This is a genomic window from Algoriphagus limi (genome assembly GCF_024919275.1).
GTDB classification, from domain to species: Bacteria; Bacteroidota; Bacteroidia; order Cytophagales; family Cyclobacteriaceae; genus Algoriphagus; species Algoriphagus limi.
In genome coordinates, this window is record NZ_JANWGH010000001.1 from 522,133 (window position 1) to 547,205 (window position 25,073).

The 25,073-nt window shown below is 39.6% G+C and carries 22 protein-coding genes and 1 tRNA gene; 12 read left to right on the forward strand and 11 right to left on the reverse strand.

From position 1 onward, the window contains the following. Window positions 1–11: 11 nt before the first annotated feature. The 4 genes from msrB to NY014_RS02215 form a co-directional block, all read right to left on the reverse strand. Entirely contained in the window at window positions 12–428 is a 417-nt protein-coding gene (gene msrB, locus NY014_RS02200; RefSeq protein WP_259412898.1) for a peptide-methionine (R)-S-oxide reductase MsrB, read from the reverse strand. 82 nt (window positions 429–510) lie between these two features. Beyond that, on the reverse strand, window positions 511–2,886 hold the full coding sequence (locus tag NY014_RS02205; protein WP_259412899.1) for a penicillin acylase family protein: 2,376 nt from the start codon (window positions 2,884–2,886) through the stop codon (window positions 511–513). 58 nt (window positions 2,887–2,944) lie between these two features. After that, window positions 2,945–4,129, reverse strand: a complete 1,185-nt coding sequence (locus tag NY014_RS02210; protein WP_259412900.1) for an aspartate aminotransferase family protein — start codon at window positions 4,127–4,129, stop codon at window positions 2,945–2,947. 3 nt (window positions 4,130–4,132) lie between these two features. Beyond that, entirely contained in the window at window positions 4,133–5,029 is an 897-nt protein-coding gene (locus NY014_RS02215) for a class I SAM-dependent methyltransferase (protein ID WP_259412901.1), read from the reverse strand. Window positions 5,030–5,294: 265 nt separating this feature from the next. Between NY014_RS02215 and glsA the strand changes: the two genes are divergently transcribed. The 5 genes from glsA (at window position 5,295) to ppk1 (ending at window position 11,839) form a co-directional block, all read left to right on the forward strand. Further along, entirely contained in the window at window positions 5,295–6,116 is an 822-nt protein-coding gene (gene glsA / locus NY014_RS02220; RefSeq protein WP_259412902.1) for a lyso-glycine lipid O-acyltransferase GlsA, read from the forward strand. Beyond that, entirely contained in the window at window positions 6,091–7,074 is a 984-nt protein-coding gene (glsB, locus tag NY014_RS02225) for a glycine N(alpha)-acyltransferase GlsB (protein WP_259412903.1), read from the forward strand. Before glsA ends, glsB begins: the two co-directional genes overlap by 26 nt. Next, window positions 7,067–7,441: a CoA-binding protein gene (locus tag NY014_RS02230; RefSeq protein WP_259412905.1), complete on the forward strand. Its 375-nt coding sequence runs from the start codon at window positions 7,067–7,069 to the stop codon at window positions 7,439–7,441. Before glsB ends, NY014_RS02230 begins: the two co-directional genes overlap by 8 nt. Window positions 7,442–7,657: 216 nt before the next feature. Beyond that, entirely contained in the window at window positions 7,658–9,616 is a 1,959-nt protein-coding gene (gyrB, locus tag NY014_RS02235) for a DNA topoisomerase (ATP-hydrolyzing) subunit B (protein WP_259412906.1), read from the forward strand. 96 nt (window positions 9,617–9,712) lie between these two features. Further along, a complete protein-coding gene (gene ppk1, locus NY014_RS02240) occupies window positions 9,713–11,839 on the forward strand; it encodes a polyphosphate kinase 1 (protein ID WP_259412907.1) in 2,127 nt (708 codons plus the stop codon). A 57-nt stretch (window positions 11,840–11,896) separates the two neighbouring features. On the opposite strand, the gene NY014_RS02245 is transcribed toward ppk1, so the two are convergent. Then, the gene (locus NY014_RS02245) at window positions 11,897–12,172 is read right to left on the reverse strand and encodes a DUF202 domain-containing protein (RefSeq protein ID WP_259412908.1); all 276 of its coding nucleotides are present in this window, start codon (window positions 12,170–12,172) and stop codon (window positions 11,897–11,899) included. A 39-nt stretch (window positions 12,173–12,211) separates the two neighbouring features. On the opposite strand from NY014_RS02245, the gene NY014_RS02250 reads away from it, so the two are divergent. Beyond that, window positions 12,212–13,093: a DUF3078 domain-containing protein gene (locus NY014_RS02250; protein WP_259412909.1), complete on the forward strand. Its 882-nt coding sequence runs from the start codon at window positions 12,212–12,214 to the stop codon at window positions 13,091–13,093. A gap of 294 nt (window positions 13,094–13,387) precedes the next feature. Here the strand turns inward: NY014_RS02250 and NY014_RS02255 are convergent. Together NY014_RS02255 and sucC are read right to left on the reverse strand one after the other, a co-directional pair. Beyond that, window positions 13,388–13,464, reverse strand: a tRNA-Arg gene (locus NY014_RS02255). Between the two features lie 8 nt (window positions 13,465–13,472). Then, window positions 13,473–14,687, reverse strand: a complete 1,215-nt coding sequence (gene sucC / locus NY014_RS02260) for an ADP-forming succinate--CoA ligase subunit beta (protein WP_259412910.1) — start codon at window positions 14,685–14,687, stop codon at window positions 13,473–13,475. A 140-nt stretch (window positions 14,688–14,827) separates the two neighbouring features. On the opposite strand from sucC, the gene NY014_RS02265 reads away from it, so the two are divergent. Then, window positions 14,828–15,478 carry an ABC transporter ATP-binding protein gene (locus NY014_RS02265; RefSeq protein ID WP_259412911.1) on the forward strand — a complete coding sequence of 217 codons (651 nt, stop codon included), beginning with the start codon at window positions 14,828–14,830 and terminating at the stop codon, window positions 15,476–15,478. A gap of 1 nt (window position 15,479) precedes the next feature. Here the strand turns inward: NY014_RS02265 and NY014_RS02270 are convergent, their stop codons facing one another. Next, window positions 15,480–15,929, reverse strand: a complete 450-nt coding sequence (locus NY014_RS02270) for a peroxiredoxin (protein ID WP_259412912.1) — start codon at window positions 15,927–15,929, stop codon at window positions 15,480–15,482. 112 nt (window positions 15,930–16,041) lie between these two features. Here NY014_RS02270 and NY014_RS02275 point away from each other — a divergent pair, with 112 nt between their 5' ends. From NY014_RS02275 to NY014_RS02285, 3 genes are all read left to right on the forward strand, one after another. Continuing rightward, window positions 16,042–16,869 carry a DMT family transporter gene (locus tag NY014_RS02275; protein ID WP_259412913.1) on the forward strand — a complete coding sequence of 276 codons (828 nt, stop codon included), beginning with the start codon at window positions 16,042–16,044 and terminating at the stop codon, window positions 16,867–16,869. A 54-nt stretch (window positions 16,870–16,923) separates the two neighbouring features. Continuing rightward, a complete protein-coding gene (locus NY014_RS02280; protein ID WP_259412914.1) occupies window positions 16,924–17,796 on the forward strand; it encodes a hypothetical protein in 873 nt (290 codons plus the stop codon). Between the two features lie 131 nt (window positions 17,797–17,927). Continuing rightward, the gene (locus NY014_RS02285; protein ID WP_259412915.1) at window positions 17,928–20,552 is read left to right on the forward strand and encodes a CHAT domain-containing protein; all 2,625 of its coding nucleotides are present in this window, start codon (window positions 17,928–17,930) and stop codon (window positions 20,550–20,552) included. A 58-nt stretch (window positions 20,553–20,610) separates the two neighbouring features. On the opposite strand, the gene NY014_RS02290 is transcribed toward NY014_RS02285, so the two are convergent. From NY014_RS02290 to NY014_RS02300, 3 genes are all read right to left on the reverse strand, one after another. After that, window positions 20,611–21,336, reverse strand: coding sequence for a hypothetical protein (locus NY014_RS02290; RefSeq protein WP_259412916.1), 726 nt, complete (start codon window positions 21,334–21,336; stop codon window positions 20,611–20,613). 101 nt (window positions 21,337–21,437) lie between these two features. Next, entirely contained in the window at window positions 21,438–22,205 is a 768-nt protein-coding gene (locus tag NY014_RS02295; protein WP_259412917.1) for a hypothetical protein, read from the reverse strand. Further along, window positions 22,195–22,806, reverse strand: coding sequence for an RNA polymerase sigma factor (locus NY014_RS02300; RefSeq protein ID WP_259412918.1), 612 nt, complete (start codon window positions 22,804–22,806; stop codon window positions 22,195–22,197). Before NY014_RS02300 ends, NY014_RS02295 begins: the two co-directional genes overlap by 11 nt. 159 nt (window positions 22,807–22,965) lie before the next feature. Between NY014_RS02300 and NY014_RS02305 the strand changes: the two genes are divergently transcribed. Both NY014_RS02305 and pncA read left to right on the forward strand, forming a co-directional pair. After that, window positions 22,966–24,453, forward strand: a complete 1,488-nt coding sequence (locus NY014_RS02305) for a nicotinate phosphoribosyltransferase (protein ID WP_259412919.1) — start codon at window positions 22,966–22,968, stop codon at window positions 24,451–24,453. Next, window positions 24,446–25,072 (forward strand): bifunctional nicotinamidase/pyrazinamidase, encoded by a 627-nt coding sequence (gene pncA / locus NY014_RS02310; protein ID WP_259412920.1) that lies wholly within the window; start codon window positions 24,446–24,448, stop codon window positions 25,070–25,072. Before NY014_RS02305 ends, pncA begins: the two co-directional genes overlap by 8 nt. Window position 25,073 lies beyond the last annotated feature (1 nt).

Sequence of the window (25,073 nt, forward strand, 5' to 3'; positions counted from 1 at the left end):
TCTCCGAAAATTTATTCTTCTTTAAAGTCCATGCTGACGGAATTGATGCAATATCGGATTCCACCACGGTCGCTAGGTCCGTCTGGAAATCGATGCCCTAAGTGTCCACCGCATTTTCCGCAAAGAATTTCTTCCCGAATCATAAAGTGGGAATAATCCATTTGCACATCAATCGCATCCGGCCGTATTGGCTCTGTAAAACTTGGCCATCCGCATCCACTGTCATATTTCTTGGATGAATGAAAAATCTCATTACCACAAACCTTGCATTCGTAGATTCCGGTTTCATGATTGAGGTAGTATTCACCTGAAAAAGGTCTTTCTGTACCTTTCTCTATAAGAACATGGTAAGATTCAGGGTCCAACTTCTCTCGAAGTTCTATTTCTGTGAATTTTATTGGATAGACTTTTTTTTCTTTCTTTTTCATAATCCTGATTTTTGACTTTTCAGTCAGCATTGAATTAAGAGCTATTTTTCTCTCTTAATTAACCCAAGTATTAGCTAGAAGTTTACCTAGGTTTAAAAACCAAAGGATCCTTTGATTCTTCAAGAATGTCCTCTTTATTCATCAGCTGATAGCGGTATTTCCCTTTTGCATAAAGGGAAGCCTGATCTTTATAATGCTTACTGAAACGATTTCCACTTTGACCGGTAGGCAATACGGATAGGGACCTTTCCACATCCATAAAGTCAAGTAAAATCCTCATCGCAGGACCCGATGTCACATGGTAGATTCCCTCACTATTTAATTTGAAAGCAAGTTTATTAATTGATTCATCATTTGCTGGAATAGGGGATGTTCTCACATTGAATAACTTATCCAAAGGCTTTTTGCTTCCCAAAGGATGTGGATGCTCGGCCACAACGACTTTTTCCCAATACCAGGAATTTACATTTTTACCAAGTTGGGCTTCAAGTTCTTCTAATGTGATTTTGAGACTTTCCGCGAAAATCTCTGAAGCAGTTTCTTTTTCAGGTGTATCGATATTGTCCCACCAAGGATTTTCAAGATTTCTTACAAAAGGCAAATTCGATCGGATCATCATAAATGTGCCCAAATAATTCTCAAAAGTATCCTTTCCCAATTCATCCTCCATGGCAAGTCGTAGGGTATGGTATAGCCATTTATAATAAACCGTAGGAGCAATTGAGTTTAATTCATGGTTCCCATCCCAGTTTTCCAGCTTAGCTTTCACACTTTCTTTATCTCCGATATCAAAATCCGGGAGTTGTTGAAGCATAATTTTCGCGATCTGGGGATGATCTGAATTAATCACCTCCAACTGAACCGCTTTCAAAGCTTCTAATGTCCAGTCATTTTTTGAATTGATGGCGTCAGCAATTCTTTTCCAGCGTTCACCTGGATAATAATATCCAGGAAAAAATACGCCGTTTCTTAGAGTATCAGGCTGATTGTTAGCAGAGGCTACAAATCCAGTAGGAGGATTGATGCTCATGGGATTTTCGCTAAATGGATACCAACCTTGGGGCATAGTTTCGGGATCAGATCCATTCGCAAATATCTTAGAATAAACCTTCTCGGATCGAATAGGCAATTTGGCGGCAGCCCACCAAGCAATATTACCTAGACTATCTCCATACATGATATTTAATCCTGGTGCGTGGATTAATGCTGCTGCCTCTGCCACATCCTCCATATTTTTTGCATGGTTGATTTTATACATGGCCTCCAAGGCCTTGGTTGGTTCTTGGGTGTAGACCCACCAACTGCTCACAGGATTAGAAGTTAAAGCCTGGATTTCAGGAACTACAGGATTCATGACAGGTCCATGTATAGTTTCTTTTATCTCAAAGTCTACAGGTTCTTGTCCCTTTACTGCGATTTTTTCCTTACGGAAAGTAAAAGGGAGGAACTCTTCACCGAAGCGGTATTCATTGGGATTGTTGGGGTTCAATTCAACCTCGAAAAAATCCTGATCATCATTTTCAAACATGGTAAGCCCAACGCTGTGATGCTTACTGTGCCCAACCAAACCAAATGGAATTCCTGCCAGATGATTTCCATAGAAACTAAACCCGGGATATTCTAAATGAGCTTCATACCAAACCGAAGGGGAGGAGAATCCAATATGTGTGTCATTGGCAAAAATGACTTTACCACTTTTGGTTTTACTTCCAGAAATCACCCACCCATTTGATCCTTCCAAAAGAGGAACTGGTAATTTTTCCAAAAGACTAATCAAGCTTTCATTTTCAATTGTATCGGGATAAAAATTTGGAATAAAATGATGTTCGGGTAGTGTTTGAATGGAAAGCGCTTCAAGATATTCAGGACCTAATTTTCGACTCAATTGGGTCACCAATGGGTCAGTTTTTAAAGCCATGGCAAAGGTAAAGGACATATAACCTGTAATTGCATGGATGTCATTGATGGTAAACTCTCTCGGCTTTTCTCCAATTAGTGTGTACTCTACTGGCAAATTACCTTCTTGAATAAATTCATTTACACCAGCGATATAAGCCTCTGTGGCAGCTTTCCAAGGAGAATCAGGTTGGGTGTTCCATACTTCTGTAGAACTTAGCGCATGCTCTGGAATGCCCAAGGTTCTAAAAAATTGATCAATCTCCAGCAGGTCAGGCCCAAGAAATTCCGCCAAAGTTCCGGTACCCACTCTTCGCATCATCTCTAATTGAAAAAGTCTATCCTGAGCATGGAGATACCCGAATACTCGATAAGCATCGGTTTCATTAGCTGCATAAATATGGGGAATCCCATATTCATCAAAATAGGCGGTTGTTTCTTCCGAAAGCCCACTTATAGCTATTTCTCCTTTGTATTGAGGAGAATGATAAATGGTAAATATCAATATCCCGACTGTGAGGAGAATAATCAGGAAGCCTAAAAAGGCACCAAGTTTTTTCATAAAAGCATTCTATTGAATAATGACTAAATAAATAAAAATTAGACTGTTTCAGAAATTCCTAACGGTAATCTTCTATTGCCTGCAAAATAAGATTACAGGCAGTCCGAATTTCATCTTCAGTAATTGTCAGGGGAGGAGCAATTCGCATGGAATCATCGCAGAACAAGAACCAATCTGTAATCACTCCCAATTCGATAGCCCGGTCAATAATCGGTTTTAATACCTCAAAAGACTCGAATTCTACAGCCATCATCAGCCCTTTGTTTCGGATAGCTTTGATTTTGGGATGCTTCAACAATTCACGGAAAAGCTTTGCCTTCCCTTCAACCAGGCTGATCAAGTTTTCTTCTTGCAAAATTTGAATGGTGGCCAAAGAGGCTGCTGCACTGACTGGGTGTCCTCCAAAAGTGGTAATATGTCCTAGGAGCGGGTTATTTTTAAAAACAGCCATCATCTCCTGATTGGCAATGAAGGCTCCGATAGGCATTCCGCCACCCATACCTTTGGCACAAACCAAGATATTCGGCACGATCTCAAAATGCTCAAATGCCCAAAACTTGCCTGTTCGTCCAAAGCCAGCTTGTATTTCATCCAAAATCAAAAGAGCTCCTGTTTCATCACATCGCTTTCGCAAAGCCTGAAAATATTCCTTACAAGCTACTCGGATACCTGCTTCGCCTTGAATAGTTTCGACTACAATCGCAGCAGTCTTTTCATTGATCAATTCTAAATCAGAAAATGATCCATAGGTGATATGACTTACACCTGGAACTAGAGGGCGGTAGGCGCGTTTGAAAATTTCATTGCCTCCTATACTCAAAGCGCCCTGAGAACTGCCATGATAGGCATTCACACAGGAAATAATTTCTGCTCTTCCAGTATAACGCTTGGCTAGTTTCAAAGCGCCTTCTATCGCTTCTGAGCCACTATTTACCAGATATACATTGTCTAGTTTTTTGGGGAGGGTATCGCAAAGAGCTTTTGCGAGGAGGGTTTGAGGGCTTTGAACATATTCCCCATACACCATCAGATGCAGGTAATGATCCAATTGATGTCGGATGGCTTCCAATACTTTGGGATGACGATGTCCCACATTGCTGACACCGATTCCAGAGATTAAATCCATGTATTTCTCGCCATTCGGGCCATAGAGGTAGACTCCTTCTGCTTTTTCCACTTCAATTAAAAGTGGGAAATCTGTGGTTTGAGCTAGATGAGAAAGGAAAAGTTGACGATGATTCATGCTTTAGAAACTTCTAAAACGGTAAAAAATTCCCAAAGGAAGCTTTTTGTGAAAAGAATCTTCCAGATATAATTCTCCATGCTCAGCATTTTGAACGTTATTAAAATTCGATTGAATCAAGTTAACTGCGATCAAGGAGGAAAAACTCAAGGAATACATATTCAAGAGAAGAAAATGCTCCTTTGGATCCAGAATTTCAGCACATACTTTTAACATTTCATTTATTTGCTCTTCAAGAACCCACTTTTCTCCATCTGGACCACGGCCATAAGCAGGAGGATCTAAAATTATTCCTTGATAGAAATTTCCTCTTCTAGCTTCCCGTTTGATGAATTTCATGGCATCATCCACAATCCATCGGATTCCATCCAAATTGGAAGCCTCCATATTATGTCGCGACCAGGTCACTACCTGTTTGACAGCATCCAAGTGGGTAACCTCTGCTCCGGCGGCTCTTGCCGCTACGGAAGCTGCACCTGTGTAGGCAAAGAGGTTCAAAACTTTAGGTTTGTTACCCGGGAAATTTCGAATCGTCTGATAGATATAATCCCAGTTTACAGCCTGTTCGGGGAATAAGCCAATGTGCTTGAAAGATGTCTGGGCTAGGTTTAGTTTCATGTTTAGACCTGCCTGATTCTCATAAGAAATCTGCCAATTATGTGGCATTTTCTTAAGCTGCTCCCATCGCCCTTTCTCAGGGTTATTCTTTTCTTTTGCAAAGTGAGCATGCGCCCTCTTTCTCCATTCTGATTCTGAAAGGGATTTATCCCAGATAGCTTGAGGTTCGGGTCTACTGATAATGAATTCACCAAAACGCTCGAGTTTTTCAAAGCCCCCGGTATCAATCAGTTCGTAATCTTTCCAAAGCCCTGGGCTCAGTGACAGAATGCTCTCTTTCATCTTTTAAAATTATAGCTCCAAAAATAAGGGATTTAGAGGAGTTCCTTAGAGCACATGGACTTTTGTCTGATTTGGATAGGGGCACAGGAGGCATTTCTTGCTTCTTCTTCAATTAAAATCTAAAAAAATATGCCATTGGTTATCAGGATTCTGAAGAAAAGTAGGGGGATAAAAACTCGAGGCATGGAGGTATTTTAAGACAGAAATTGTATTTTTCACCTCCTTGTTAAAATGCATTTCTTTATATAATCCTTTCATTTGATTCATGTCAAAAAAATTTATTGATGTAGAAAAGGCGATACATTCCAAAAATCCAAAATTGCTTAAATGGATGCCTGGGTTTGTCTTGTCATACATTAAAAATGTGACTCATGAATCTTGGATGAATTCCATCATGGAGCGAATTGGAGATCTGAAAGGATTGGATTTTGTAAATGCTTTGGTGAAGGAGTTTGAACTAGACATTCGACTCGAAGGAGCTGAAAAAATTCCAAAGAAAGGGGGCGTAATCATTGCAGCAAATCACCCTTTAGGAGGAATGGATGGCATTGCACTTATGCATGCAATCGGCAAAATTCGGCCGGATATCCGCTTTTTGGTCAATGATCTCCTGATGACCTTTGATAATTTTGACCCGCTTTTTGTGCCGGTCAACAAGCATGGAAGAAACTCCATGGAAACCTTGAATAAAATTGAGGATGCTTACTCGGGGGATTACGTGGTATTAATTTTTCCTGCAGGATTAGTGTCTCGAAAATCAAATCAGGGCATTCGCGATTTGACTTGGAGAAAGAGTTTTGTAACCAAAGCCAAGAAATACAAGAAGGACATTATCCTATGTTTCATTGAAGGTAGAAATTCAAATTTCTTTTACAATTTGGCCAATTGGCGTAAAAAACTGGGGATAAAGGCTAATTTAGAGATGTTTTATTTGGCCGATGAAATGTATAAGCAGCGCGGCCATCAGGTGACTATTCGATTGGGAGAGGTGATTAGCCCTGACCAATTGACCCATGAGAAATCAGAAATCAAATGGGCGGAGTATTTGAAAAATAAGGTGTATGAAATCGGATCTGAAAATGGATAAAGAAGAAGCGATCATCCCGGCAGTGGATCGGGAATTGTTGAAGTCTGAATTGACGCCTGAACGTTTTCTTCGTTACACAAATAATGGTAATAATCTAGTTTACTTGGTCAATCACCACAATTCTCCCAATGTGGTAAGGGAGGTAGGCCGTTTGAGGGAACTGACTTTTAGAGCTGCTGGTGGAGGTACAGGCTTGAGTTTGGATTTGGATGATAATGATACTTGTCCAAATTGCTATGAGCAGCTGATTACCTGGAATCCAGAAGATGAGGAAATCGTGGCAGGCTACCGACTTATTCATTGTAAAAATGCCATTGATCAGGATGGGAAAATCAATTTATCAACGGTTCACCTTTTTGAATTTTCTGAAGAATTCGTCAAAGATTATTTGCCATACACCATTGAGCTGGGAAGATCCTTTGTCCAGCCTAAATACCAGCCGAGTATAGACAATAGAAAAGGGATTTTTAGCTTAGATAACTTATGGGATGGGTTAGGAGCTGTGGTTCTACTTCATCCTGATGTTAAGTACCTCTTTGGGAAAGTCACCATGTATCCGCACTATAATAGAGAAGCGAGGGATTTGTTATTGGTTTTTCTAAACCATTATTTCCCCGATAATCGGAATTTAGTTGAGCCTAGGGCTGAGTTGAAATTGAATTACGAAACAGCTGTTGGTACTGGTCCAAATCCGTTTGAAGGAATGGATTACAAGGAAGGCTATAAATTACTGAATTCACGAGTTCGAGCCTATGGTGAAAACATTCCTCCATTGATTAATACCTACATGAATCTTTCTCCAAGCATGATGACTTTTGGGACTGCTTTGAATGATGAATTTGGAGAGGTGGAGGAGACCGGGATTTTGATCACCTTGGAGGATATTTATGAATCCAAAAAGCATAGGCACATGGATACTTTTGAAAGGGATCGGGTTTTTGGTTCAAGAGATGTCTGAAATACACACTGCTCTGATCGTCGGAGCAACAACAAATCCTTCCCGTTACGCTTTCATGGCTGCTCGCATGTTTGATGAACGAGGAATTCCCTTCATACCAATCGGAATCAAAAAAGGGGAGGTATTTGGACAAGAGATTTTAGATCTTCGATCCAAGCCCGAGTTGAAGGGAATCCATACCATTACTCTTTATATCGGCCCACAGCATCAGGAGGAATGGATTGAATATTTGATTGGTCTGAAACCCAAGCGCATTATTTTTAATCCAGGTACAGAAAATATGGATTTCGCCAACAGGGCAAAAAAAGAAGGGATCGAGGTTCTTTTTGCCTGTAATCTGGTGATGCTCAGCACGGGTCAGTTCTGATTTTTCCTTTTTTGTTTTATTAATTTTCTAGAAAAATCAGATCTATCAAACCTAGATTTTAATAAGTGCTGAAAAAGCTGAAAAATTGCAAAAAAGCCTTTTTCAACCCTGATTTTTTACTCGGTCAACTCACATTTTTTGCTTATCTTGCCGAATCATTTGAAAATTTAAAAATCACCGACTGAGGCCCTTTTGAAGGGTTTTTTTCTAAGAAATATGAGCGACGAAAAACCGAAAAATCCGGCTGAGTACGGGGCCGGGAATATCCAAATTTTAGAGGGATTAGAAGCTGTACGAAAAAGACCTGCTATGTATATCGGGGATGTGGGCATCAAAGGGCTCCATCACCTGATTTGGGAAGTAGTCGACAACTCCGTCGATGAAGCTCTTGCAGGTCATTGCGATACCATTCATGTGACTGTTCATGAGGATAATTCCATTACTGTTGAAGACAACGGTCGTGGTATTCCTACAGACATTCACCCAAAAGAAAAGAAATCAGCCCTAGAAGTTGTGCTTACTGTACTTCATGCAGGGGGTAAATTTGATAAAGACACCTATAAAGTTTCCGGAGGTCTTCATGGTGTAGGGGTTTCCTGTGTGAATGCTCTTTCTACTGATTTGAAAGCAACAGTTCACCGAAATGGGGTCATTACAGAGCAAGAATTTAAGATTGGTGTTCCTCAGTATGCTGCCCGGCAAATTGGAAAAACTGATAAGCGTGGAACGATCATTCATTTCAAACCTGATGCTTCCATTTTTACGGTTACGGAATTCAAATATGAAACCATTGCCAACCGACTTCGGGAAATGGCTTACCTCAATGCGGGTATTCGGATTTTCTTGACTGACCTACGGGAAATTGAAGAAGATGGAAAGCCTAAATCCGATGAATTTTATTCAGAGGGAGGATTGGTAGAATTCGTGCAGTATTTGGATGAGACCAAAGAAAAAATCATTGATGAACCGATCTATATCGAATCCTTAGATCAGGAAGTACCGGTTCAGGTTGCGATGAGCTATAACAGTTCCTATTCGGAAAATGTGGTTTCCTATGTCAATACCATCAATACCTATGAAGGAGGAACTCACGTAACCGGTTTCCGAAGAGCTTTGACAAGAACTTTAAAGTCTTATGCCGATAAATCCGGCATGTTGGACAAGTTGAAGATTGAGGTTTCTGGTGATGATTTTCGGGAAGGATTGACTGCTGTTATTTCAGTGAAGGTTGCAGAACCTCAATTTGAAGGTCAGACCAAAACCAAATTAGGTAACTCTGAAGTTGTGGGAGCAGTTGACTCTGCTGTTTCAGAGACTTTACAATTTTGGCTAGAAGAGCATCCGAAAGAGGCAAAGACCATTGTGGGTAAAGTTATTTTGGCTGCTCAGGCAAGACATGCTGCAAGAAAAGCCCGTGAAATGGTTCAGCGAAAGAACGTTTTGGGCGGTGGAGGTCTTCCTGGTAAGCTTGCCGATTGTGCCAATAGTGATCCTGCAGTTTGCGAACTATACTTGGTGGAGGGTGACTCTGCAGGTGGTTCAGCTAAGCAAGGACGAGATCGGGATTTTCAGGCTATTCTTCCTTTGAAAGGAAAAATCTTGAACGTGGAAAAGGCTCACGAACACAAGATTTATGACAATGATGAGATCAAGAATATCTTGACCGCCTTGGGTGTCAAGTTTGGTACAGCTAATGATGACAAGGAGCTTGATCTATCTGGACTGCGCTATCACAAAATCATCATCATGACTGACGCCGATATTGACGGTTCTCACATTCGAACATTGATTTTGACGCTATTCTTCCGATACATGCGTGCCTTGATAGAGAAAGGTTATGTTTATATCGCACTTCCTCCTTTGTATTTGTTGAAGAGAGGAAAAGATGAACGCTATTGCTGGACTGAAGAGGAGAGAAAGCAATTGATCTCTGAAATGGCGAAAGATGGTAAAGAGGATAGCGTAAATATTCAGCGTTACAAGGGTCTTGGAGAAATGAACCCTGAGCAACTTTGGACTACAACCATGGATCCAAATGCTCGTACTATCAAACAAGTAACTATTGAATCTGCGGCGGAAGCGGATCACCTATTCAGTATGCTGATGGGAGATGAGGTGGCTCCAAGGAGGGAGTTTATCGAACGAAACGCCAAATACGCCAAGATCGATACTTAAAACTATCAAAAGGGCTTTCAAGCCCTTTTTTTGATCGGTAATCGGTGAATTTGAATCTTCTAAAAATGCTATTTACAGGCAATTGGAATTAAGATTATGAAACAGGGAATTAGAGAACGTTTTGAATCAGTCATTCAACAAAGTGACTTGATTAGCCGGGATTTGAGTTGGTTGAAATTTAATGATCGGGTTTTGGATCAATCCAAAAAAGAACACCGTTCAATATTCGAGAAACTTAAATTTCTGGCTATCACTGCCTCCAACTTGGATGAGTTTTTTATGATCCGGGTAGGTTCCTTGTACAATTATCTGGATTATGAAAAAGAGCGAGTTGACTATTCGGGACTTCGTGAGGAGCCCTTTAAGTCAACCTTGATGGAAGAGTGTCAGAAATTTCATGATGCTCAACACACACATTTTACGGAGAATATTTTACCAAAGCTTCCTGAAGAGGGTATTACCCTTTGTAATATTTCCAAACTGACTGAGGCTGAACAAAAGAAAGTAAAGCAATATTTCGAGCGGGCTATTTATCCAATGCTTACTCCGATGGTCTATGATGGCTATCGAACCTTCCCGATCCTGATGAATAAGCTACTCATTTTTGGAGTGGTGACAACTAGTCCAGGAGAGCGTAAGGATATGCGAAAACTTTCTTTTGTACAGATTCCAGCTAATATTCCACGCTTTTTTGAGATAGAACGAGCTAACTCCCTCATGTTGATCCCTATTGAGGAAGTCATTCGGGAGCATATCGTTTCGCTCTTTAGAAATGTCGATATTCAGTCCATCAGTCTTTTCCGAATTACCCGAAATGGGGATTTCACTCTAGAGGAAACCGAGGATATGGATGCCAATTTCCTTGAAGAGGTGAAGCGTAAACTCATGGAGCGAAAGACGGGGCGCGTAGTTCGGATCGAAATAGAGGAGGGCTATAGTAAGTGGATGCTCAACTCTCTATTGGAGCGCTGGAAGTTGAAGTCTGATTCTGTTTTCCATGTAAAGCGTCAAAGTATGATTGACTTTACTGGGCTGTGGCAAATTGTGGGAAATAAGCGTTTTAAAGACAAACTTCCTCAAATGCCGGATCCGGTAAAGCCACTTTCCTATCAAGAAGAGGGCGAGGTAGAGATATTTGATGTGCTACAGGAAAAGGATATTTTGTTGCATCATCCTTATAATAACATCGATTCAATCCTAGATCTGATTGAAAAAGCTGCCGATGATCCTGGAGTCATGGCTATCAAAATGACCATTTATCGACTTGCAAAGGAAAGTCGGATTACTAGAGCTCTTCTTAGGGCTGCTGAAAATGGAAAGCACGTATCCGTGCTTTTCGAAGTGAAAGCGCGCTTTGATGAGGAGAATAATATTAGAGAGGCGAAAAAACTTCAAAAGGCTGGTTGCTTTGTGATTTATGGAATCACTCATTTGAAAACTCATACTAAACTTCTTTTGATTGTGAAGAAGGATGGGGATGAAATCACCCGATTTGTTCACCTTGGTTCAGGTAATTATAATGAGGATACAGCTAGATTGTACACGGATATAGGTTTGCTGACTACGAATGAGGTTTTAGCAAATGATGTATCTGAGTTCTTCAATGTAATTACAGGGCACTCTATGCCTACCACTTACCAAAATTTGATTACGGCACCCCGAGATATGCGAAATCAATTGATCGCATACATTGAGCAGGAAGCAGAAAATGCGAGAAATGGTTTGCCAGCTGGGATTTTTATCAAAGTGAATTCTCTAGAAGATTCTGAGACAATCTATGCTTTGTATAGAGCATCTCAGTCTGGAGTTACCATCAAGTTGATTGTGCGGGGAATTTGCTGTTTACGTCCGGGTAGGGAAGGTCTTTCTGAAAATATTGAGGTGATTTCAATCGTGGGGGACTTTTTGGAGCATTCTCGTATTTATCATTTCCATAATAATGGAGATACCAGGACCTACGCAGGAAGTGCTGATATGATGGTTAGAAGTTTTGACAAGCGATTAGAAAGTTTGTTCAAGGTGGAGGCACCACTTTTGGAAAAGCAATTGATGAATATTCTGGCGTACAACCTGAAGGATAATTTCAATGCCTATGTCATGCAAGAGGATGGAACTTATGTTGCTAAGCATCCTGTAGGAGACGAACCGGTATTCAATGTGCACAAGGAGTTTTTCAATTTGGATCCAGAAAAAGTTATGGAGGTTCAATTGATGCCCAGCTAATGAAAACCAATTCAAAACAAATTAAAAGGCTACACTTTTCGAGGTGTGGCTTTTCTTTTACATTTTGGTATAGTGTCCTTTTTGGAGTCGCTTTCTGACTCTGAAATAGTTGATAATCCCAACGATCAAAAAGATAATGCTTAAGGCAAAAGCCAGGTATCCAAAATTCCGTATGTGGTTTAAGCCTTTCACCTGAAATAGCGCTGTTCCACTGACCAAGAAATAAAGAGAGGTACGAATGTATGACAATAAGGTCCGGTCATTGGCTAGTGTAGTTCGCTGACGAGCCAAAAAATCTCTTACTATCAGGTCATTTTCAGTATCCTTTTCCATATTTTTAGCAATCAATTAATTTTCAAGAAGATAAATTTTATGAAAAGATTTGTAGCGATTTTGATTTTCACTTTTGTATCTGGGGTGACTTTAGCGCAAGAAGCAGGGAAAGATACAACATTTTGGTTGAAGGAAATTGGAGGCGGTTTGAATTTCAACCAAGGTTCATTCAGTAGTAACTGGACCGGTGGTGGTGTGAATTCCATTGCTCTGGGGATGTATTTGAACGGTCGGGCAAATTATGCTAAGGATAAGTGGACTTGGGATAATACCCTGGATATGATTTATGGGGTTGTGAAAAATCAAGGCGAGGATACCCGTAAATCCAATGACCGTATTTTCTTGGATTCGAAGGTTGGTTACAATATTGGTAAGCACTGGAATGTATTTACTTCTATCAACTTTCTAAGCCAGTTTGCTCCCGGTTACGATTTTTCTGATGGGAATAGAACCCTGATTTCGAAATTTGCCAACCCGGCCTATTTGATGTCTTCTTGGGGTTTGGAATACAAGCCGAATGATGAGTTTATGCTTCGTCTTTCACCTTTTTCTCCTCGATTCACTTTTGTGACTGATACGGAGTTGTATTTGACGGTTCCTGAGAATTATGGTGTGCCGATTGGTGATAAGGTTCGTTCTGAATGGTTGGCTTTCAGTTCACTTCTGGAATGGAATAAGAAATTGTCTGAAAATGTAAGTCTACTCATCAGACATCAACTTTATGCTAATTATGAAACCTTCTCTTTCAAATCAATTGACCAGCGTTTAGATGTAGCTTTAACAGCAAAGGTCTCCGACTTGATTCAGGTTTCTTTGACCAGTTTGAGTATTTATGATTTGGATCAGGACGAAAAAATCCAATTTAGCCAAGGCCTTGCTTTGGGAATTGCATTCAAACGCAGTACGTTTCCTAAGGAATAAATAAATTTTAACAAATTTTTATTTTGTATTTTGATTTGAAAAGAATTGTATTATTTTTGAAATCATTGTGGTAGTTAAATAATAGTTGGTTTAGTTTTCAAATAAAGGGCAGGGGATTTTCTCCTGCTTTTTTATTGCCCATATTTGAATTATTCAATTTTTTACTAACCAAAATCCAATAAAAGTCATTCCTTCTTATTTTCTGAAATTTGGAGATTTGTATTTTCCCAAGATTAAAAGTTTTGACCGAATTGGGGATTGAAACAAAAAAAGCCCAGACAATTGTCTGAGCTTTGGTACAGGCGGAAGGATTCGAACCCTCAACCCTCGGAGCCGAAATCCGATATTCTATCCAGTTGAACTACGCCTGCATTTATTATTAGCCTTTCAGTACAGCCTGTACTTTTTCGGCGGCTTCTTTCAAAGTAATCGCAGAGAATACTTTCAATCCTGACTCGTCAATGATTTTAGCACCTTCTTCTGCGTTGGTTCCTTGCAATCTTACGATAATTGGAACGCGAATATCGCCAATTGATTTGTAAGCTTCAACAACCCCACTTGCAATTCTATCACATCTCACAATCCCACCAAATACGTTGATCAAAATGGCTTTAACATTTGGATCTTGAAGGATAATACGGAAACCAGCTTCTACAGTAGTTGCATTTGCTCCTCCACCTACATCTAGGAAGTTAGCAGGCTCACCACCGGACAATTTGATCATGTCCATAGTTGCCATAGCTAAACCAGCACCATTCACCATGCAACCTACGTTTCCGTCAAGTTTTACATAGTTAAGACCGGATTTTCCAGCTTCTACTTCCAAAGGATCCTCTTCGGTGATGTCTCTTAGCTCAGCCAAGTCTTTGTGTCTGTACAAGGCATTGTCATCCAAGTTTACTTTAGCATCAACAGCTAGAATCTTATCGTCAGAAGTCTTAAGAACTGGGTTGATTTCAAATTGAGATGAATCGGTAGCTTCATACGCTTTGTAAAGAGCGGCAATAAATTTAACCATCTCTTTGAAAGCATTTCCTGAAAGACCAAGTTTGAAAGCTACTTTACGAACTTGGAAGCCTTGCAAACCAACTTTAGGGTCGATCCACTCCTTGATGATTTTCTCTGGGCTTTTTTCAGCAACCTCTTCGATATCCATACCACCTTCGGTAGATGCCATGATGACATTGCAACCTTTAGCGCGGTCTAGTAGGATTGAGAGGTAATATTCTTTTGGTTCGGAATCACCTGGATAGTATACATCCTCAGCAATCAAAACCTTGTTTACTTTTTTCCCTTCAGGACCTGTTTGATGAGTTACTAGGGTGCCACCCAAAATATTTCGGGCTTTCTCACTTACCTCTTCCAACTTTTTGGCCAAAACCACACCGTTAGACCCGGTTTCTTGGATTTTACCTTTTCCTCGTCCTCCGGCGTGAATTTGAGCTTTCACTACGTACCAGGAAGTACCGGTTTCTGCATTTAGTTTTACTGCTGCTTCATGTGCAGCTTCTGGTGTGTCAGCTACGATTCCTTGTTGAACCCGTACACCATAACCTTTCAATACTTCTTTTGCCTGATACTCGTGTATGTTCATTGCTCAAAATTTTTGGCGAAGTTAAGCCCTTCCTTTTTATAAATCAAACCTACAAAAAGCCTTTTTTATGAAAAAAAAGCCCTTTATTTCGATTTTCCAGTTAAAATTGGAAAGTCTATTTCATTTGATTGCAATCTAGTATGCTGACAGCCAGAGAGATTCATAAGTCCTACGGAAGCCTTCATGTTTTGAAAGGAGTAAATCTGGAAATATCCCAATCTGAGATAGTGTCCATTGTGGGCTCCTCAGGTGCAGGAAAAAGTACCTTGCTCCATATTCTTGGAACTTTGGACCAACCTGACTCTGGTCAGGTGCTTGTTGATGGCGTGGATCTTTTCGGAATGAAACGGGAAAAGTTGGCTGGATTTCGGAATCAGCAAATCGGGTTCATTTTTCAATTTCACAATCTTTTGCCGGAATTTACAGCCTTAGAAAATATCCAAATTCCTGGATTTATTCAGGGAACAGCTGAAGAAAAACTAAAAAAGCGTGCTCTTGATTTAGCTGAATTATTGGGGATTTCCCACCGATTGGATCATAAACCTTCTGGCCTATCGGGAGGAGAGCAGCAAAGAGTCGCAGTTGCCCGGGCTTTAATTAACGATCCCAAAATTGTTTTTGCAGATGAGCCCAGCGGAAACCTTGATACAAAAAATGCTCACCAACTCCATGAGTTGTTTTTTAAGCTTAGGGATGAATTGGGGCAGGCTTTCGTCATTGTAACTCACAATGAGGAACTCGCTCAAATGGCTGACCGGAAACTCGAGATGAAGGATGGAGTGATGGTGTGATTTATTTCTGAATCTGATTCAGCATGCTTTGTATGTGCGCTTTCGATTCAAACATATCCTGAAATACACCAACGATTTTTAATTCCGAGTCGATTAAATAGGTGATGCGTTTAGGCATTTTGATCAAGGGGATCAAGGCATCATAAGCTTTACATACCTTGCCGCTCTCATCAGAAAGCAGTTCAAAAGGCAGTCGGTGCGCTTTTTTGAATTTTTCGTGAGTTTCCAAATTATCCCGACTGATTCCATAAACAGGGACATCCAAATTTCGGAATGCTTCAAATTGATCTCTGAATTCGCAAGCTTCAGCTGTACAACCCGGAGTAAAATCTTTTGGGTAGAAATAAAGAATGAAAGTTTTCCCAGCTAAATCCTGATGTAAATTCAATTCCAATCCAGCCGTTCCCTTCAAGCTGAAATCCGGTGCTTTTGTTCCAATTTTTAATGCCATAAAGCCAAAACAAGAATTTTTGTCAAAAGTTAGACAAAATTGAAAATTGAGGAAAATCGAAACTTTCCACGAACTTTGCGTGGATCATGTTTTACCCTAAGTTTATTCACCCTTGAAATTATCAGGAGTTCAATCCATGCTTTTGGCGGGGATATTTTTTGCCCTGATGAATGTATCAGTCAAGTTTATACCTCATATCCCCGCGATTGAGATTATTCTTTTTCGCTCTCTTTTCAGTCTGATTTTCAGTTTTATCGTGCTTCGAAAGCAACATGTGCCCGTTTTTGGGAATAATAAACTTCTATTAATTATTCGTGGGATAGTGGGATCGATTGGACTGATTTCATTTTTCTATACTCTTCAAAAAATCCCCTTGGCAAGTGCTGTTACCATCCAATATCTATCGCCCATTTTCACCACCATCTTGGGGATTTTCATCGTGAAGGAAAAGGTGAAACCTATTCAATTTATCTATTTCGGACTTTCTTTTGTGGGGGTTTTGGTAATACAAGGTTTTGATCCTAGGGTAAATTTACTTTACGCTTCTATTGGAATTGTTTCCGCATTGTTTTCAGGGATGGCCTACAATGTGATCCGAAAATTGAAGACTTCAGAACATCCGCTCGTCATTATTTTTTACTTCCCTCTAGTGACTATGCCTATAGCAACCATTTTTAGCTATTTTTCTTGGGTTCAGCCGGAAGGAGTGGATTGGTTATTGTTGCTTTGGATCGGGATATGTACACAAGCAGCCCAGTATTTTATGACGGTAGCCTACCAAAAATCGAATGTTTCCAAGGTTTCTAGCCTGAGTTATTTGGGGATTGTTTATGCACTAGTTTTTGGTTTTATCCTGTTTGGGGAAACTTTCGAATTGGCTTCGTACCTTGGGATGGGGTTAGTGCTGTTGGGAATTTTATTGAATTTGAGAGAAAAATAAATGGAATGGTTACAAAATGGTGGGTTGTTACGACTAAGGAAAAAGCATAGTACTATGAGCCCTAAGCAATTTTCATACATTGCCTTTATTGTGGCAATAGCATTCTTGATTTTTTCTTGTAACAAGGAGGTTGAAGGTCCTGGTGGTGGAGCTTCATTCGATTGTAATCAATTAAGCTACGCAGATACCATTTATTATATCAGTGCAACTCAATCGGTTTTGGTGAGCCCTCAGAATAATCTTGAAGGTGAAGGAACATTTGAAGTTTCTCCGGAAGGGCTTGCCATTGACCCCAATACCGGTGTTATAGATGTGAATGCAAGTGAAACAGGTCTTAAATATAAAATCACTTTTATACCCAACGGATCAACTCAGGCATGCGAGACTTTTGTTACCATAGGTGGGGTTAATTATTTAGACGGCATTTATGTTTTGGATCAAAATGAAACCCTTGCTGGTCCAGTTTACAATGGAGTTCCTGGTCTTCCTTTACCATGTCCGGATGATGATTCTGATGATGGAAGTGATGATAATAGTTGTGATTTTGATGTAGAAAACCCTACTGGGCAATTGTTGGAAGATTTAGGTTTTGAAATTTCCAGTAAGGGTGTTTTTGACTTATTGGAAACAGTAGAAAACGGGACCTTTGGATCTGTACCAGTAAATGGAGAATCTCTAGATGTGGAACTATATTATCAATTGCCCGATTTGAGTGCGAATGCCCTAAATTCTATTCCATTGCGCTTTTTTTATTATGAAACAGTAGCAGATATTCCTCAAGCTCTTTTGGATGATATAGAGGAAAAAAGTGACCTAATCAATGAAAGTAGGTCGGGAAATTCTTTTAATTTCAGGGTGTTGAATGAAACCAGGCCTCGAAGATCCCCAAGACCGCCTTTTATAGTAATCGTTGCTAGATTGGAGTAGGGGCCTTAATAGCTCCTTCTGTGTTCAAATCTATTCTTCAAATATTTTTTTGCATTCTATTATTTCTTCCTTTTGGAGCCATAGGCCAATCAGTAAAAAATCTTATTCGAAAAGCAGACTCTCTCTATAACTTGCCCTATCCCCAAGAGGAGGATGATTTACTCGCAATAGAAATTTACAAGCAAGTATTGGCTGAAGTTCCAGACAGCGCTCAAGCAAGGGCTTTTGTTCGAGCTTCGGAGAATCTTGGTAGTTTGTTACTCCTATATAATCAACAGCAAGAGGCGGCGAACTCTTATAGAAAAGCCATCAATTATGCCAAGGTTTTTGGGCTTGCAGACAGCTCAGTTTATAATTCAAATTTATTCTTAGGGGAAGTTCTTTTTAGAATGAGTCGATTGGACTCTGCTATTTTACACCTGAAGGAGGCTGAACGTATTCAGCAAAATCTGGGAGCTTCTGCTTTGCCGGAGCGATTGTTCAATGCCTTAGGTGTCTATTATTTTGAAACAGGAAATTACCTTCAGAGCATTACCTATTTTACTCAAGCCGAAACCTATTTAGAAGGGGGAGATCCTGATTATATTCAATATGCTCGGTATAGCTTTTTAAGCAATAAAGCCTCCGCACTCTATCATTTGAAGGAATATGATAGCGCTCGAAGCATCTATTTTCAATTATTGGACTGGAATATTAATACCAACCAAATCCGGATCAATTTGGCAAATACTTTTTTGAAGGAAAATCGGGGAGAAGAGGCCTTGACGGTCTTAAGTCAAATTCAAAATCCTGGTGAAGGAAATCAACTTTCTTTCTTAAACCTTATGGCTAAAGCTTATTTACAGACAAATGCTTTAAAAAAAGCGGATAGCCTTTTAGTTCTTACGGAGCAAACCCTGGATAGCCTTGGAATTCCTCAAAAGAATTATCAAAGAGGGATCTATTTCCAAAATAAGGGCAACTACTATAGATTATTGAATCAGGAAAAAGAGGCACTTAATTACTTTCATCAAGCGGTTGTAGAACTCCATCCCGAATTTAGTTCTGAGGATTATTTTTCTAACCCCTCAGATCTATCGTTGGGAATGGCTTCCATTTCACTCTTTGAGAATTTGGTCGCCAAAGCGGAAACGGCATGGCTAATATTTCAAAAGGAAGAAGACCAATCATATTATTCCCTTGGTAAGGACACTTACCAAGTTGCCTTTTCTTTGGCAGACTACCTTTCTTCCAATTTTGATAATGATGAAGCCCGAATTTTCTTAGGGGATCAGGTTATCGAGGCTTATAAAAATGCAATCGCTAATCTTTTCACTTTTTATTCAAAAAGTGCTGAGATTGAGTATAAAAATCAGGCTTTTATCTTGGCAGAACAAAGTAAATCAAGTGCTTTGAGGTTGGGAGTGCTTGAAAATAAACTAAAAGAAAATTCAGGTGTTCCTAGAGAGCTTTTAGCAACAGAAAAAGAACTTCAGCAACGACTAGCTATAAACTATAGAAAGCAATATGAGTCTCAAGACCCCTCTGAAATAGAGGGATTAAAAGAAGAGTTTAATGGCTTGCAGATTGAGCTTTCCCGAACAAGAGATAAAATCAAAACATTTTATCCGCAAGCTGCAATAAGGACGGAAATTAAATTGGAGTCAATTCAAGAACAATTACCAGATGAGGCAATTCTTTTTTCAATTTTTGAAGGAAATGACCAACTCAACCTTTTTGTGCTTGATGAATCCGGCTTGGATTGGCACATGATTCCATGGGGAGAGACAGAAAGAAAGTCAATTCAAGATTGGAAAAATAAACTTCGGACTTGGAGGGCAGGTCTTCCATATAAAAGGCCTGAAATTCTTTCTGAACTAAGTGAAAGCTTCTTTTTGGATATCGAATGGGAAAGAAAAAGCGTCTTAATGATTATTCCTCATGGAGTATTTTCAGGAGTATCTTTTGATGAATCTCCAGTAGAAGACGAGTTTTTGATACAGAAGATTCCAATCATTTACCAATTCACGGCATTACAAATTCGAAAAATGGGCAGGACTGATTGGGAAGGCGATGAATTATTCAGTTTTGCTCCTTTCTCAGATGCTCAGGTTGGTATTGAAAACTTGCCGGCATTACCGGGATCTCAAATAGAAATTGACAATCTTCCAGGTAAAAAATATTTTGGAAAAGATGCAGATAAATCAACATTCTTAAAAGATGCTGGACAATCCCGCTACATTCATTTAGCAACTCATGCTATTGCTTCCGGAGAGCAGTCTGAAGCGTCATTTATTGCTTTTTATCCATCTGGTGACTTTCGATTATTTGATTCTGAATTAAGTTATCAGCCTTTGGATAAAGTTGAGTTGGTTTTCTTAAGCGCATGTGAAACAGCTTCGGGTCGATTTAGTGAATCGGAAGGATTGGTTTCTTTGGCAAGAAGTTTTGCAATGTCTGGTGTTGAGCAATTAGTCTCTACGCTTTGGTTGACAGAAGACCAGGTAGCAGCCTATTTATCTCAGAAATTTTATGAGGAATTGGAAGGTGGAAAAACCTATGCTGAAGCATTGCAATTAGCCAAATTGGAATTGCTAAATGACCCTCAAATGGCTCAATTTGCAGAAACCCCTTATTGGAGCAATTTTATATTACTAGGTCAAATACAATCCGTGTCTCAGCAAGACCGATTACTTCGATTCATTTTATATTTCGCTGTTTTCCTTTTGATAGCAGGATTGGCATATGGAATAGCGATTCGCTTTTTTAGAAAGTAGTTTAAATAAAAAAATCCGGCAAATTACTCTGCCGGATTAGATCGAAAGAATTGAGGCCCTAGTTCAATTCCAATTCGATGTCAGAAGATTCTTCGATTTTCTTCAGAATTCTATAATAGATTGAAGAGTTTATATCTCTGGAAATTACTAGCACACCATCTGTAAATTCAGCATCCTCCAGTTCAGATTGTGAGATTCCACTGAACCAGTTTTCAGCGTTTATCTCCATTAAGGCTAATGGATTGTTGATTTCGTCGATGTAAAAGAGTTTATCATCGTCCCCTTCAAGTTCGAGCTCAAAATCAAGATCATCGTCATCATCTCCATAAACTTCTAGTCGGAGTGGAATAGTACTTCCGTCTGATTTCCCGAAAGTTCCTTCTAAGAAAATACTAGGTTCACTTCGGTGATCAATAAGGTCTATTTCGAATTCGATTTCCTCATAATTTCCTGATTCGATATTGATGAAAAAGTCTACATCAGATGAAAACTCATCGAAGTTGATTTTTTTGATCTCTGGGAAACGATAGGACACTTCGCGCTCAAATTCCCCATTGTCATCTCTACCTTCGACTTCTAGTTCAACTTCTTTTACTTGCAAAAATCCGCTTGTAATCCTTACGCCTTGTTCCAAAATACGACCGTTTGGAGTAGAGCTATTGCTTAGCTTTACACCAATTCCCAATTGAATGTCTCCACTTCCAATAGCTACTGGTTCTTCTTTTTCTCCACAAGAGAAAAGTGAAACTAGGACGGCGATTGTTACTAATTGATAATTTTTCATGGTTCAGTTCTTTTGTTTTGTCTTAAGTCGAAGCAGTTCCAAAAAATGTAACCGCGATTTTCAATTTTTTTTTAACGAATTGAATTAGGGATTAGTGCAAATCAGTTTTTCCAATCCAAAATTTGAATTTTAAACGCATCCCATCTATCCACGTTTCTTCTGTATTTATGATTTGGGGTTGATCGAATTTTATCCACTTGATTCTTGGCCTTTGAATAATCACCTTGAAGGATGTAAGCTTTAACGAGGTAATAATCGATCTCATCATCTAGAAATGAGACTTCATCCTGCTGATTCTTATTTTGAAGCTCCAATAGTTCTGAAGCTGCTTCCATTCCATTTCCTAATTCCAAATTACTCATCGCGACAAGGAACAGGCCCTCCTTATCTAGATTTTGTTGATTTGATCCAAGCTCTATAACTAGTTGAAAATCATTCTTACTGTAGGCTTCTTTTAATTGACTTAAGGTGGATTCCCCTTCCCCTCGCATTACTGGTACTTGATAAGAAAGGAAATTCTTCTCTAAATTTTCTGGCGTGGTGCTTAAAACAAGAAATGAACCCAACCCCACCAATACAACGATAAATGAAGCAGCTATTCGAAGGAACCAGGTGCCAATACTTGATTTGTTTCCATCCGTGTTCAATGAATGTGTTTTTCGATATTCTAGAAAATCAGATTGGCTTGAGGCGATGACTTTTTTCCATTCAGCCAGTTGAATGGCGTTTCGACTTTTTTCAAGAGTCTTAAGTTCTAGATTAAGATCCCCATCTTTAGCCAAAGCGTTTTCTACCTCCAATTGCTTCTCTGGTGTCAATTTTTTGTCCAGGTAGTCTTCTAATACATTCAGGTCGATATTAGTCTTCATTTCTCAGCGCTTTTTGGAAATTGGATTTGATTGATGGATTTGCCAATACAGATTCATTAAGTGCTTTGAGGCATTTATACTTTTTGTTTCGCAACACCTGTTCTGAACTGAATTCCATTTGCTCACATATTTCTTTCATGGGTAATTCTTCATAGTAAAATAGCTGAAGTATTTTTCGGCATTTTTCACCTAGCCTTTCAAAAAGACTCATGATAAAATTGTAGTCTTCTTGCTGGGATATGGCTTCTACAACTGCAACTGAATCATTGTCATCCTGAGTATGGAAATATTCATTCCTCTTTTGACTACTTTTTCGTTTCCTTAATTCAGATATCCACTGGTTTTTTGCAATGCTGTAAAGGATAGATTTTATGGCGGATTCACCTCGAAATTTTCCTGATATAACCATTTGAACAAATACCAACATTGTTTCCTGAATGATGTCTGCAGCATCGTCAGCAGAGCCTGAATTTTGAATGATCAAATTTTCCAGTAAGCCATAATGCTGTTCATATAGTTGAGAAATTGCCAAATTCTGATCTTTCTTTTGTAGGATCATTTGGACTAATTCATCATCTCTCCACTTGCGATTTACCTTCATTTGATCATTCGTTATTTTGTCGAAACAGGTGTAAAAAACGTAACCATAAAATTTGAAATTTTAATGGCTTTGTAGTAAAAAGAGTAATTGCTGATAAAAATAGGGCAAAATTATCGGTACTAGCAGATACTGGCTTAACTTTGAAGGAAAGCAGATTCTATGAAAATCACCAAAGACCTTTATCAGGGAAGTTTAGCACTGCTCACGGATTTTTATCAACTCACTATGGCCTATGCCTACTGGAAAGCCGGTAAAGGAGAAGAAGAGGCGGTTTTCAATCTATTTTTTAGAAAACATCCTTTTCAAGGCGGATTTACAATAGCAGCAGGCTTGGAATATGTGGTTGATTATTGTCGCAACTTTCATTTTGAGAAAAAAGACATTGAATATCTCGCGGGGATGAAGGCCCCTGATGGCTCTCCCCAATTTGAAAAAGGCTTTTTGGATTACTTGGAAAATCTTCGGTTTAGCTGTGATATTGATGCAGTGGAAGAGGGGACAGTTGTCTTTCCCAATGCGCCCATTTTACGAGTCAAAGGACCTTTGATTCAGTGTCAATTGCTGGAAACGCCTCTTTTGAATATTTTGAATTTCCAGACTCTTATCGCCACCAAAGCCGCTCGTATTACATTAGCTGCCAAAGGTGAGCCGGTACTTGAATTTGGTTTAAGAAGAGCTCAAGGGATTGATGGTGCTTTGGCTGCCAGTAGAGCTGCTTACATCGGTGGTTGTACTTCTACTAGCAATGTCATGGCAGGCAAACTTTTTGGGATTCCTGTTTCAGGTACACACGCTCATAGCTGGATCATGTCTTTTGAAAGCGAACTAGAGGCTTTTGAAGCCTATGCTGATGCTTTCCCGGATCAATGTGTCTTTTTGGTAGATACTTACGATACCTTGCAAGGGATCAAAAATGCCATAAGAGTTGCTGAGATTTTGAGAGCCAAAGGAAAGGAAATGGTGGGAGTCCGGATCGATAGTGGGGATTTGGCTTATTTTTCCAATCAGGCGAGAGAAATGCTCGATGCAGCAGGTTTTCCAAATGCCAAGATCGTAGCCTCCAATGATTTGGATGAGTATATCATTGCTTCTTTGAAGTCTCAGGAAGCTTCTATCAATGTGTGGGGAGTGGGTACCAAATTGGTCACTGCTTTTGATCAACCTGCCTTGGGAGCGGTATATAAGTTGTCTGCGATTCGAACTGAAGAAGAAGAGTGGCAGCCAAAAATCAAGGTGTCTCAGCAAACCTTAAAAATCAATATCCCGGGAATTCATAATGTGAGACGCTACTATTCCCAAGGGAAAGCAGTGGCAGATATGATTTTTCTTGAAGATCAAGAGGTCAATCCTCGAGGTACGGTAATTATTGATCCTTTGGACCCAACCCGACGGAAACGCATCATGCCGGCTTTTTATCAAGGCGAGGATCTTTTGAAGCCGATTTTTAAGGATGGGAAGGTTATTTATTCTTGTCCTCCTATTGAAAAGATCAGGCAGCGAACCAAAGATCAATTGGGATCCTTTGACAAGACTCACAAGCGATTAGTCAATCCACACATTTATCCTGTTGGATTAGAGGAAAACTTGCACCATTTACGGATGGATTTGGTTTTGAAAGCGAAAAAATTTGAAGATGAAAATGAGTAAAAAGGACGCATTAATCATAGTAGATGTCCAATATGACTTTTTACCCGGTGGAGCATTGGCAGTATCAGAAGGGCATCAAATCATTCCTATCATCAATAAGATTCAATCTCAATTTGATCTAATTGTGGCTACACAGGACTGGCATCCTGCTGAGCATTTGAGTTTTGCTGCCAATCATCCGGGTAAAAATCCAGGTGAGGTTATTGATCTGGATGGGATTTCCCAAGTTCTTTGGCCAGTTCACTGTGTCCAAGGATCAAAAGGGGCAGAATTTCATCAAGATCTGGATAAGTCTAATTGGAAAGCCATTTTTCAAAAGGGAATGAATCCTCGAGTTGATTCCTATTCTGGTTTTTTTGACAATTCCAGAAGAGGAGATACGGGTTTAGCGGATTTTCTTCGAAAAGAAGGTGTGGAGCGAATTTTTGTATGTGGATTGGCTCAGGACTATTGCGTAAAGTTTACAGCTTTAGATGGGCAATCCTTGGGTTTTGAGACCTATCTGATTCAAGATGCAACCAAAGCAGTGAATTTGGATGCAAATGATGGGGAAAAAGCGTTGCAAGAAATGAAGAGTAAAGGCATACAATTGATCGATTCAAGTTATTTTCAATCCTAAA